This window comes from Virgibacillus sp. LDC1 (genome assembly GCF_025792345.1).
GTDB lineage: Bacteria > Bacillota > Bacilli > Paenibacillales > Paenibacillaceae > Paenibacillus_AQ > Paenibacillus_AQ lautus.
Genome location: NZ_JAOXLZ010000001.1, coordinates 4,193,245 through 4,205,133, shown reverse-complemented (window position 1 = coordinate 4,205,133; position 11,889 = coordinate 4,193,245). Strand labels below are relative to the sequence as shown.

Genomic DNA, 11,889 nt, shown 5'->3' with positions numbered 1-11,889 from the left:
ATAATGATAACCATTCTCATTTAAGGTTGGGGTCTGTACAAATGGTAAACCTATCGACGAATCGTAGCAGCAAAAAAGATCCGCGTGAATACAGCGGGCTCATGGCCCGTTTATGGAATATGGATATTGTTCATGGGCAAGAGCTCTCCTTAGAGCAACAGCTGGCAGTTCAGCCAGCCCTAATCATCCCACTTAGCGGAGAAACCTGTTTACTACAGGCAGAGCAAATGACCCGTATGAATAAGGGATGTGTTTATTTTTGTGCAGCGGGGTCTACTTTTGGAATCACGAGTGCCGATCACAAGAATTCCGAGGAATACGAACAGGCTTCGGTCGCGATCCTTCATTTTAGTTTCATGGAAGGGATGTCAGGCTGCAGTCGATTGCAGGAGGTGGACGGCGCCGCTTTCATGCCCTATGACGGCATCTTTGTCATCAGCTCTCCGGACCGCTTGAATCTCGTCTGCCGGTCGATGTATAAGGATTTTCACAGCAAGGAGCCCATGAAGCAGTGGAGAGTTCAGCTGGATTTTCAAGAGCTGCTGTATACGATGATTGCCGAATGCAGCCCTTACTCCAAGAATGATAAGCGGCAAGCACTGGAGCGGGTGAAGGAGTATATCGAGGAGCATTATGATGAAGATTTAACGATTGAACAATTGGCGACACTCTCCGAGCTGAGTCCTAAATATTTTGTAGAAGTATATAAGAAGACGTATGGGCACAGCGCAATGGATTATTTGGCGCATGTTCGATTGAACAAGGCGAAGCAGCTGATGCTGGGCTCGGATTCTTTGCTGCGTGAAGTGGCGCATATGGTGGGGTATAAGGATGAATTTTATTTTAGCCGCAAGTTCAAGAAGGCATTCGGGATCTCTCCCTCGGTGTATATGAAGACAAGGAAAAATAAACTGGCGATGTACGGCTCCACAGCTCTTCTGGGTTACGCCATGCCGCTGGATTTTACGCCGTATGCTGCTCCGCTTCATCCAAAGTGGTCACAGCATTACTATAACCTTCTTGGGCCGGATATCCCTGTCCATCTGGATGCATACCGCCAGAATCATAACAAATATGCCAATCTGGAGAAGCTGGCCTCGGCACGTCCCGAGCTCATCGTCTGTGCACAGGGGGTGGAGGATTGGGAGAAGGAGCAGCTTCGGCTGATTGCACCTCTCTACGAAATGGCGGAAGAACAGGAAGGGTGGCAGTTTAATCTGTTGGGACTCGCTAAATTGCTAAACAAGCTGCCCGAAGCAGAGCGATGGATTGAAACGTTCCATCATAAAATTTCAACTTACCGTGAGAAGCTCCCCGCTGAAATGATGGATGAACGCACGCTTTTGACCGCACGCCTGCATCAGGATGAACTTATGGCTTACAGCCATCCGGGCATGAAGGAACTATTATTTGATTATTTTAATTTTCAACCGGCTAAGCCTATGGATCGGGAGGATGCAGGATGTTTAACGATTAAGCAGATCAAGGAGAGCCGCGCAGACCATATTCTGCTCTTGATCCGTCAGGATTCCGAAACGCTGGCGAATTGGAGAAAACTGCAGGCAACGCCCGAGTGGATGACCATTCCCGCGGTGCGAGATGGAACGTTCCATCCATTATCCTCTTACCCCTGGCGCGAATACTCTCCCATTGCGATGGAGCAGATGGCGGAGGAGGCCTTCCGGTTGTTTTCCGGAAATTGTCCATGAGGAATCCGGTTATTTGTCCATGGTGCTTAGAGAGCAAATCCTATACTATGATCAATAATGATAATCATTATCATTTGTTTTGATCATAGATCATGGAAGGGGTATTTGGAGAGAGATGAAACGAATGAAATGGGTTTTGGGGTTATTGCTGGCATTTGCGTTGGTACTGTCCGCTTGCGGTGGAGGTAACGACGCTAAAGATACAGACGGAGCAAGCACGAATAATGCAGCAGAAAGCACGAACACAGCCGGGGAGGATAACGCTGCGAAAGAAGAAGCGACCCCCGCTGCGTCCGATACTAAAGTTGTGAAATACCTCGATCAGGAATATACGCTTCCGGCCAAAACGGAGCGCATCGTCATCACGGGTGCCGTTGAAGCCATGGAGGATGCTATTGTGTTGGAAGTGAATCCGGTTGGAGCGATCACCTTCTCGGGTAAATTCCCGCCGATGTTTGAGTCGATCACGAAGGATGCTCAGTCGGTTGGTGAGAAAATGGAGCCGAATTTTGAAACGATCCTGTCTTTGAAGCCGGATGTAATTTTGGCATCGTCCAAAGCGAAGCCTGAAGTCATTGAACAGTTGAACAAAATTGCTCCCACGATTCCGTACTCCCATATCTCCACTAACTGGGAAAGCAACCTGAGATTGCTCGGCGAGTTAAGCGGTAAACAGGAGCAAGCGGAACAGGCAATCGCGAAATATAAAGAGGACTTGGAAAACGTCAAAGAGACAATTGGAGATAGTCTAAAGGACAAGAAGGTTCTGGCGCTTCGGATTCGTGCAGGCGAGATGTACATCTACCCGGCAGGGGTGTTCTTTAACCCGGTGTTGTATGAGGACTTGGGGATTGCAGTACCGGCTGAAGTAGCCGCAGCCAAAGCGCAGGAACTGATCTCGAAAGAGAAGATTGCAGAGATGAATCCGGATTATGTATTCGTACAGTTCTCGCCTGATGAGAACAAGGATACGCCGAACGCCCTGGAAGAGCTGCAGAATGATCCGATCATGAAGAACTTGAATGCATTTAAGAACGGCACCGCTTTTGTCAACGTGGTGGACCCACTCGCTCAAGGTGGAACCGCGTACAGCAAAATCGAGTTTCTGAAAGCTGCGGTCGAAAGTCTGACAAAGTAACATTCATCATTCCAGTATAAACCTATAAGGCGTGTTGTTCATGGGGTTCAAAAAATCACTGCCGGCTGTCATCCTTGTGATGGCCCCGGCAGTCTGTTTATTGCTCATAGCGGCCTCCATCCTGTATGGAGCCAAAAATATTACGATGGATACCGTTTGGGATTCCATCTTTGCTTTTGATTCGGAGAGCATCGATCATCAGATCATTGTGAGCTCCCGATTGCCGAGAGTCGTTGGCGCCATGCTCATCGGCGCTTTTCTCGCGGTATCAGGCGCGTTAATGCAAGGAATGACAAGGAACTATTTGGCGTCCCCATCCATCATGGGGGTATCCGACGGTTCGGTGTTCGCGGTGACGCTGTTCATGGTATTTATCCCGAACGCCAGCTCCAATATGTACATCGTCAGTTCGTTGATCGGCTCAGCCATCGGAGCAGCCGTCGTGTTCGGCTTGGCATGGCTTATTCCTGGCGGACTCAGTCCGGTTCGACTGGCAATACTCGGAACCGTGATCGGAACGTTTCTTAGCGGTACCGCGGAGGCATTGGCGGCGTATTTTCAAGTATCGCAAAATATCAGTTTCTGGTACAATGCCCGACTGCACGCAATGGACCCGGAACTGATCAAACTGAGCATTCCGTTTGCCATCGTCGGTTTAAGCCTTGCCGTTGTATTATCCAAATCGATCACGCTGCTGTCACTCGGGGACGAGACGGCCAAGGGACTCGGTGTGAATACATGGCTGATCAAAGCCCTTGCGATGCTGGCTGTTATCATTCTAACCGGCGTATCTGTGGCGCTGGCGGGTAAGGTTGCCTTTGTAGGCTTGATTATTCCTCATATTGCCCGTTTCCTGTCCGGCTCGGATTATCGATGGATCGTACCGGTATCGGGCGTGCTCGGCGGCATGTTTCTTGCATTATGCGATATTCTCGCACGCTTTGTAAATTACCCGTTTGAGACGCCGGTGGGTGTTATTACTTCGTTGATCGGCGTTCCTTTCTTCCTCTATTTGATCAAGACGAGGGGAGGGGCTCAGCGTGCGTAATACCTACTATCGATTCCCGATTGTTTTGACTGGAGGAATCTTGGTTGTATTGACTGCCGTATATTTCAGTCTGACCAACGGGACGTTTGATATGTCCATCAAGGAAGTATTTCAGACACTGCTTCGGATGAGTCCCAATTCCGATTTTGAACTCGTTGTGTTTGAATTCAGGTTGCCGCGTATCGTGCTTGGCGCTCTCGTCGGGTTTGCGCTGGGGATGGCCGGTGCAGTTATCCAGGGGGTTACCCGCAATGGACTCGCGGATCCGGGTATCCTCGGCATCAATGCAGGTGCAGGCATGGCGGTTGTGTTGTTTATGTTCCTGCTGCAAGGGCAGATCACGATGACAGGCTGGCTCGGGGTTATGATGATGCCGATGTTCGGTATCGCTGGCGGCTTGGCGGCGACTACGGCCATATTTATGTTCGCCAGAGAAAACGGAAAGCTGGATCCGCAGCGGCTAATTCTTGTGGGGATTGCGATTGCATCCGGCTTTGGTGCTATTACGATGTTCCTCTCGCTCAAAATGAATCCATCGGATTATGAGATGGCCGTAGCTTGGCTGGCCGGCAGCCTTCACAGCGCCAACTGGAAGTTCGTGGTCACCATGCTTCCTTGGCTCATTATGCTGCCGCCTGTCATTTGGCTACGTTCTCAAGTGCTCGACTTGTTCCAGCTGAGCGAGGAAAGCGTGAAGAGTGTCGGGGTAACCGTCGAACGTGAAAAAAATGTATTGCTTCTATGCAGCATCGGTTTGATCAGCGCGAGTGTTGCCGTATCCGGCAGCATTGGGTTTGTCGGTCTGATCGCTCCGCATCTGGCGAGGCAGCTGGTTGGACTGCGGCACAGGCATATCATCCCGATCAGCGGTATAGCAGGCATGGCGATTGTGGTCATAGGCGATTTCATCGGCAGAACGATATTCGCTCCGGCCGAGCTGGCTGCAGGCATTGTGGTGTCCGTGATCGGGGTACCGTATTTTATCTATCTATTAATTCGCATGAGAAAATAAAAGCAGCTTTCGGGAGGATCACATGAATCGTTATCAACAGCTGGTGGTTGAGGACAGGGAACTCATACTGTATTTACCTCCTTCTTATCATGAGTCGGACCGTTCCTATCCTGTTGCCTATGTACAGGATCAAGGAGATATGTTCACGGACTGTCTCAACTATCTGAACCATCTGTTTGCAGCAGGCCAACTCGTCGAGGTCATCCTGGTCGGGATATCGTCAACAAATCGGAACCGTGAGTATACGCCTTGGCCAGCCGAGCCGCTGCTGGAGGGCAATCCGCCTTTCGGCGGGGAGGGCAGAGCTTATGTCGATGAGGTTGCGGATGTCATCAAGGCATACATAGACAGACATTACCGTACACTCGCAGCCCCCGAGCATACAGCCATCATTGGCGGTTCCTTTGGCGGTTTGATCTCGATGTTCGCGGGGTATTGGCGGGCCGAGACCTTCGGACGGATCGGGATGCTGTCGGCTTCGTTATGGTATGACGGGGTTATGGATTACATCAGGGAGCAGGGGGAATTGCCTGCCGGGCTGAGGGTGTATATGTCCGTTGGACAGTTGGAAGGTGCATATAAGGAAAATGCGCAGAAACATATGTATCCGAATAACGTCGAGGCCCATCGATTCTGGATGGAACAAGGGGTGAGCCCCGAGCGGCTCCAGTTGGCGGTAGATCCTGATGGGACCCATGATCCCATCTTTATGGCCAGAAGATTTCCGGATGCGCTGCGGTGGTTGTTCGTCAAGGAAGAATATGACCAAGAATCTGAGATGGCACGAGCTCAGCATGAGGGTATTATGGGTAACCACGAAAAGGGCGAAAAGCACGAAAAGGATGAAGAGCACGATAACCGCGATGACCATAACCATGATAACCACAATAATCTCGATAACTGCAATAACCACGAAAAGGATCCACTGTTTTGCATACCGGGAACGGTGACATGGTCCATGCAATCCGACGTCACAGGCCGTGAATACCGTATTTTCATTGCCGAACCGATGGGGCCGCCACCCGAAGGGGGGTATCCTGTGTTATATTCGCTGGATGCCAATGCGACCTTCGGATCGCTTGCAGAGGCAATCCGGCTGCAATCCCGGACGCCTCGGGGCATTCCTTCGGCGCTTATTGTCGGGATCGGCTTTGACAGTGACAGTCCCATCGTGAGCAGTGAGCGTTTTTATAACTTTACTGAATATGCTGAAGACCATGAACTGCCGGTCCGTCCTAACGGATTGGATTGGCCGGAAACAGGCGGCGTCGAAGCATTCCTTACGTTTATCGAGCAGCAGCTGAAGCCGGCCGTGGAGCGGCAATACGAGGTGAACCGTTCAAAGCAGGCGCTGTTCGGGCACTCGCTCGGTGGTTATTTTACCTTGTATACCTTATTCACCAGACCGGAGACCTTTTCGCGGTATATTGCGGCCTGTCCCTCGGTGTGGTGGAAGAACTACGTGCTGTACAAACGATGGGAAGAGGGAAAAACCCGTTTACAGCAGAGTGGACAGCGCAAACAGCTGCGTCTGTACGTGGGAGCCGAGGAGAAGCCGTCCATGGTTCAAGACGCCAGGGAGCTCTATGCATTCCTCAAAGGGCATGATGAGCTGCTGGAGACTACGTTTAATGAAGTTGAGGGAGAAGGCCACGTCTCGGTACTGCCTGCTCTGATAAGCCCTCTGCTTCGTTTTGTGAACGCGTAATATGAGAATGATGCGTTAAGCATGAATAAGCAGCCTCATATCCGTGATAAAGCCGGATATTGAAGCTGCTTATTTCGTGTTGTTGTATGTAGGCAGAGAGTTAATCGAGTAATTCCGGATCATCAAGGATGGATGAGTACTTGGGGTATAATCTGCGAATGCAATCCGGACAGATGTCGTGGGTGAATTCAATGGGGAGGCGGCTCTCCAAATAGCTCTCCACGGGCTCCCATTCTTCCGCGTGGTGAACGTATTTGCATACGGCGCAGATGGGAATATGCCCGGGAAGGGGAAAACTGTGAGCCAGCGCTTGTTCCAGCAGCAGTTCCTTACGTTTGAACTTCGTAATATCCGTAAATGATATCATAGCTCCGTGAATACGACGGTCCTTGTTGATAAGCAGCGGCAGTACCTCACATAACACCCAATTCTCTTGGCCGTTCCATGGCACTGCATATTCAAAGGAATAATCAGGCTGCTTACCCAGCATAACATCTCTTACGGAGGGCACATCCAGCTCATGGAAAAAATGATCGAATGAAGCCAAACTCAAGGGCTGGGAAGCGATATTAAAAAAAGATGCCCCCTGCCATCCAAACTCAGGGGAAACACCATATCTTTCGGCCATGGTAATGAGTGGATCGTTAATTTTGTCTATGATGCCATCCGGCGTAATGATCATCAATCCTTTATTCAAGGAATGAACCGCATTATTCCAAGATGTGATCATGGTATCGTAGGGCAAATGACTCGCTCCTCGTACTGAATAGACTCATGAGTAAAAGATACAACGAACAATGAGTACTATGGTATAATTTAGGCAATATATATTTGATTATACACGTAATTAAGTGGTTTTGCAAGAGAAAAATACGTACATAAGTAATTTTCTTTCAAAGAGAACTAGGAAGGCGGTTGTTTGATGCAATCTATTTACCAACGAATCGAACATCTCATAGAAAGCCGAGGTATGACCAAGAAGGCGTTTTGTGAAACCCTCGGAATCAGCACAGGAAATTTTGGTGATTGGAAGAGGGGGAAAACAACGCCGAGCACGAATAAATTGATTGAGATTGCAGCATTCTTTTCCGTAAGCTTGGACTGGTTGATTATTGGCAAGGGCAACCCTACCCGAGTCAGGGAAGCGCGTGGGGAGTATGGAGTGGATGCGGAATCGTCCGATCTTCCCTTCATGTCCGGATTGGCAGAGAATGAGAAGGAGTTTATCCGTGAATATATCGAGTTCTCAGCATACCGGAAGGAAAAGCGAAACGACAAGACTTAGCAGCTCATACGCCTAAGCCCATGATCCACAATTTGGTTCTTTACTTTTGTATGATGGAACAGTATAATAGGGAATGTTCGCTACAGAACATCCCTTACAACATGCGGTAGTGGTGGAATGGCAGACACGCTATCTTGAGGGGGTAGTGGGTGTATACCCGTGGAGGTTCGAGTCCTCTCTACCGCATACTTCATAAAGAAGCTGTTTATCAGGAGGAATTCTTCCATTGATAAACAGCTTTTTTTATTTGCTTTGCGAGTCGGGACATGCTGTTTCTTTTGCGAGTTGGCCTATTTATCGTTTCAATTTGTGCTGCAAGTTTAAAGAGTACATGTAGAGATCATAATAGGGCATGAAGGAGATGAACGAGCATGAAACCATTATACACAGCAGATGTAAAAGTCATTGGAGGGCGCGAAGGCTCTGTCGAATCTACGGATGGGGTTCTTAATCACAAATTAAGCATGCCGAAGGAGCTTGGAGGACCGGGCGGTGACGGAACCAATCCGGAGCAGCTGTTTGCGGCCGGCTATGGCGCCTGTTACGAAAGCGCTCTGGCTAATATCGCCCGTAAAGAGGGCGTCGAGCTCAAGGACGTTGTGATCCACTCCCAGGTCATGATCGGAAAGGACGAAGGCGCTGACGGCTTTAAGCTTGCGGTGAAGCTGAAGATCGAAATGCCGGGAATCGAACGAAGCCAGGCGGAGGACCTCGCGAAGAAGGCGCATGCGTTCTGCCCTTATTCCAAGGCAACCCGAGGCAACATCGACGTGGAGTTAAGCGTAAGCTAACCATAAAGGAATTCGGATGGTCCTCTGAAATGGAGGGCCATCCTTTTTTGTCGGCTTACGCGGAATATGAAACTTTTTACATGATACTCCGTATTTCAGTTAAAGCTATGAATTGGAAAGGGGCGCTTAAGATGAGTATTGAACAAATGATAGAGGAACGGTTTGTATGCAGCAAATGCGGAGGGAATCACTGCCAGACAAAAGAGGTCTCGATGTCAGGGGCCGGGCTGAGCAAGATGTTTGATATTCAGCACAATCATTTCCTATTTGTTTCCTGCACGAACTGCGGATATGTGGAAGTGTTCAACCCGGATATATTAGAAGGTAAAAAGAGGGGGCAGCTTGGCTCGATCCTGGATGTGTTCTTCGGTTGACATCACCCCTAAAATTCTTTAATATGACTAAGTACCAGAAAGTACAAACCAGTCATAGGGAATTTAAATAAAATAAACGGGTGATGAACATGCCATACAGACCGCAGATTGCAAATGTGACCACAGCTGGAAGCAATGAAAAAGAAGGGCTTTACGAATTCATTATCCACACGGCTGACGGAACGGATATTCGCGTATTCTATAACCGCTTCCCGGAATGGAAACTGACTGCGCTTAGCCGACTTGGGAAAGTACCTTGCCCGGTTTGTCGTAAGGATTTCATATGCAAATGCATGGAGAAATTCTCGAACGAATTCGACCAGCAGATGAAAGACGGCGAGTGGCTGAACAAAGCTGCTGAGTAATAAACCAATAAGCGTACTTGATCAAGCGTAGGAGAGGGCTCCTGCGTTTTTTCTTTTTTTATGGCGTGAAGGGAGCGAAGAAAGATATGAAGAATCGTGCAACCGAAAATCATGAGGAATATGCGATTGTGCTGATTGATGGCGTCTGCCATTTGTGCCAGGGGCTGACCCAGTTCATTATCAAGCGAGATCCCGCGGGTGCTTTCCGGTTCGCTTCGCTGCAATCCGAGATCGGTCAGGAGCTGTTGAGGCAGGGAGGGCTTCGTGGAGATACTACGGAAACGATGGTGCTGATTGAACAGGGGAGGTATTACACAAGGTCGACGGGAGCTCTGCGGATTGCACGGCGTCTTCGCTTTCCTTGGCCGCTGTCGTATATCCTGATTCTGATTCCCCCATTCTTACGTAACCTGGTGTACCGCTGGGTAGCGAAGAACCGTTACCGGTGGTTTGGGCAATCCAGTGAATGCATGATCCCGACGCCGGACATTCGGCGCCGGTTCTTGTCCTAATCCACTTGTATTAATGATGATGTTCTGCCGTACCTTCTTGAAATGTCGGAGTTCCTGCTTGCAGGTAGGCAAGCTCGGCCTCGGACAGTTTGCCGACCGCGAACGGTTTTTGGGGAATGATGATGGAACCGTTGTTGCCGCTGTGCAGCTTGATGAAATACAGCCCCTCTTTATCGAAGGTTTTGGTTACCGTGTACACGCCATCACCGACCTCTACCGCGTCCGTCATGGGATCCCGCAAGGAGCCGTCATGGCTCCACAGTTCGTAGTGGACAAAATCCGCACCGGGCACTCTTTGGCCAGCCTGGGTGAGAATGATTTCAATGGTCTCCGGTTGATGCACAGATAACGTCTCCGGAATGTTCACCTCGGCGATCAGCGGGATTTCTTTTTCATACCGGTCGGCTGCGCCGGGATTGGCCGAACAAGCGCTCAACAGCAGGACCGACAGTAGTACGGATAATATAACACGGCTTTTTATGATCATGAACCGCCACCCCTTATTGTAGTTAGAGTATAGAACCGAATCAGGCATTCAGAAATGTCTTGATCGCCGGTACCCTCCGAACGATGACATAATCGATGATCCACACGATGATGAGCGACAAGCCCACAAGCGGGAACAGGATCCCCAAAGCGATGAGCAGCAGAAGGAATACCCACATGTTCTTCGCTTTAACCTCGGGTGCTTTTGGTGCCCCCAGTCCGTGCTCGGGTTTTCGCTTCCACCACAAGTACAAACCGCTTACCGCAATGAAAATGATGCCTATGCATATAAGCAAACTGAAGATCTGGTTGACGATGCCGAATTGGGTTCCTTTGTGCAGGGTAATGCCCAGGGCAACGGCTTTGCCGACGACTCCGTAATGATCATAGCGATAATCCGCCAACACCGCGCCGCTGTACTGGTCGATGTGCATGGTAGCCTCGTCTTGGGCTTTCGGCGGATAGGCCGACAACGTGTACACCCCGTCCGCTTGCTGCGGAATGCTGATGGTGTAGCTTGGATGGATCCCCTCGCTTCGGGCTACGTACATGACATCTTCGATTGGAAGCGGCGTAAAGTCGGAGATGGTGGAGTTAGGTACCTCCAGATTTTCGGCCGCCCAAGGGACCTCTGCGACTTCCTTCGTCTGAACCACATGGGAGGATGGCGCACTGCCTGACCAGATGGAAGGCGGATAGCCGGCACCGGTATTGGTCGCCACGGTTTGGAAATTGCTGCCCCACAGGCCTGACCAGGGCAAACCGGTCATGACGAGAAACAGCATGCCTGCCGCGATCCAGAAGGCGGGAACGGCATGCAGGTCCCTGCGAAGAATCTGCTTGCCCTTGCCGAGCCTGGGGTAGAGGATACCCGCGAGGCTTCTTTTCTTTTTGCTTTTGTTTTTATTTTTCGGGAACCACAAATACACGCCGGTAATGATGAGCACGATCGCCCAGCAGGCGGCAAGCTCCACGATCCGGTCCCCGATGGTCCCGACCATCAGCTCACCGTGGAACTCCTCGATTTTGTCCATGATCCGGTCTTTGTCTTTCAACTCGCCAATCTTTTCTCCCGTATAGGGGTCCATGAAGACGGTCATGGATTCGCCCTCTGAGGTCAAACTGATCTCTGTAGAACGGGAGTCCGACTCGCCGGGGCGGTATTTCGTGATCGTAGCGTCAGGGTAGAGCTCTTTCACTTGTCCGACCAGCTTGCTGGGCGTTACCCGCTCAACCTGAGGTGTTACCGTGTAGTAGTCCCGATATAGCGCTTGTTCAATCTGAGGCTTGAATAAGTAAACGGAGCCGGTGATAGCCAGGATGATCAGAAAGGGAGCAAAAATGATGCCGGCATAGAAGTGCCATCTCCAGACGGTTTTGTACCATGCGGCAGAGCTTGGATTTGGCGGTGGACTTTCATTTGGTTGGATTGCGGGAGGTTTCTTGTTCCCCATGGCTGGT

Annotated in this window: 13 protein-coding genes and 1 tRNA gene; 11 read left to right on the top strand and 3 right to left on the bottom strand. The window is 50.1% G+C overall.

Going from position 1 to position 11,889, the window contains the following annotated elements; all coding sequences use genetic code 11:
• Positions 1-236 precede the first annotated feature (236 nt).
• The 5 genes from OHJ21_RS18945 (at position 237) to OHJ21_RS18925 (ending at position 6,615) form a co-directional block, all read left to right on the top strand.
• Complete coding sequence (locus OHJ21_RS18945) at positions 237-1,709, top strand: AraC family transcriptional regulator (protein ID WP_486020873.1); 1,473 nt, start codon at positions 237-239, stop codon at positions 1,707-1,709.
• A gap of 115 nt (positions 1,710-1,824) precedes the next feature.
• On the top strand, positions 1,825-2,847 hold the full coding sequence (locus OHJ21_RS18940) for an ABC transporter substrate-binding protein (protein ID WP_326119934.1): 1,023 nt from the start codon (positions 1,825-1,827) through the stop codon (positions 2,845-2,847).
• Positions 2,848-2,887: 40 nt separating this feature from the next.
• Complete coding sequence (locus tag OHJ21_RS18935; RefSeq protein WP_394054154.1) at positions 2,888-3,895, top strand: FecCD family ABC transporter permease; 1,008 nt, start codon at positions 2,888-2,890, stop codon at positions 3,893-3,895.
• Complete coding sequence (locus tag OHJ21_RS18930) at positions 3,888-4,907, top strand: FecCD family ABC transporter permease (RefSeq protein ID WP_394054155.1); 1,020 nt, start codon at positions 3,888-3,890, stop codon at positions 4,905-4,907. The genes OHJ21_RS18935 and OHJ21_RS18930 overlap by 8 nt, the downstream gene beginning before the upstream one ends.
• Before the next feature lie 22 nt (positions 4,908-4,929).
• Complete coding sequence (locus OHJ21_RS18925) at positions 4,930-6,615, top strand: alpha/beta hydrolase (RefSeq protein WP_394054156.1); 1,686 nt, start codon at positions 4,930-4,932, stop codon at positions 6,613-6,615.
• Between the two features lie 100 nt (positions 6,616-6,715).
• Here the strand turns inward: OHJ21_RS18925 and OHJ21_RS18920 are convergent, their stop codons facing one another.
• Entirely contained in the window at positions 6,716-7,345 is a 630-nt protein-coding gene (locus tag OHJ21_RS18920) for a PAS domain-containing protein (RefSeq protein ID WP_243390829.1), read from the bottom strand.
• A 192-nt stretch (positions 7,346-7,537) separates the two neighbouring features.
• Between OHJ21_RS18920 and OHJ21_RS18915 the strand changes: the two genes are divergently transcribed.
• From OHJ21_RS18915 to OHJ21_RS18890, 6 genes are all read left to right on the top strand, one after another.
• Positions 7,538-7,900 carry a helix-turn-helix domain-containing protein gene (locus tag OHJ21_RS18915; RefSeq protein ID WP_100539069.1) on the top strand — a complete coding sequence of 121 codons (363 nt, stop codon included), beginning with the start codon at positions 7,538-7,540 and terminating at the stop codon, positions 7,898-7,900.
• A gap of 103 nt (positions 7,901-8,003) precedes the next feature.
• Positions 8,004-8,086, top strand: a tRNA-Leu gene (locus OHJ21_RS18910).
• Positions 8,087-8,271: 185 nt separating this feature from the next.
• Complete coding sequence (locus OHJ21_RS18905; RefSeq protein WP_071222584.1) at positions 8,272-8,691, top strand: organic hydroperoxide resistance protein; 420 nt, start codon at positions 8,272-8,274, stop codon at positions 8,689-8,691.
• A gap of 131 nt (positions 8,692-8,822) precedes the next feature.
• Positions 8,823-9,065: a zinc ribbon domain-containing protein gene (locus OHJ21_RS18900; RefSeq protein ID WP_071222731.1), complete on the top strand. Its 243-nt coding sequence runs from the start codon at positions 8,823-8,825 to the stop codon at positions 9,063-9,065.
• 89 nt (positions 9,066-9,154) lie between these two features.
• Positions 9,155-9,430 carry a hypothetical protein gene (locus tag OHJ21_RS18895; protein ID WP_076324660.1) on the top strand — a complete coding sequence of 92 codons (276 nt, stop codon included), beginning with the start codon at positions 9,155-9,157 and terminating at the stop codon, positions 9,428-9,430.
• Positions 9,431-9,516: 86 nt separating this feature from the next.
• Positions 9,517-9,942 (top strand): thiol-disulfide oxidoreductase DCC family protein, encoded by a 426-nt coding sequence (locus OHJ21_RS18890; protein ID WP_486020872.1) that lies wholly within the window; start codon positions 9,517-9,519, stop codon positions 9,940-9,942.
• Between the two features lie 10 nt (positions 9,943-9,952).
• Here OHJ21_RS18890 and OHJ21_RS18885 read toward each other — a convergent pair whose 3' ends face one another.
• Complete coding sequence (locus OHJ21_RS18885; protein ID WP_394054158.1) at positions 9,953-10,429, bottom strand: FixH family protein; 477 nt, start codon at positions 10,427-10,429, stop codon at positions 9,953-9,955.
• Positions 10,430-10,469: 40 nt separating this feature from the next.
• Positions 10,470-11,882, bottom strand: a complete 1,413-nt coding sequence (locus OHJ21_RS18880) for a PepSY-associated TM helix domain-containing protein (protein WP_394054159.1) — start codon at positions 11,880-11,882, stop codon at positions 10,470-10,472.
• Between the last annotated feature and the right edge of the window lie 7 nt (positions 11,883-11,889).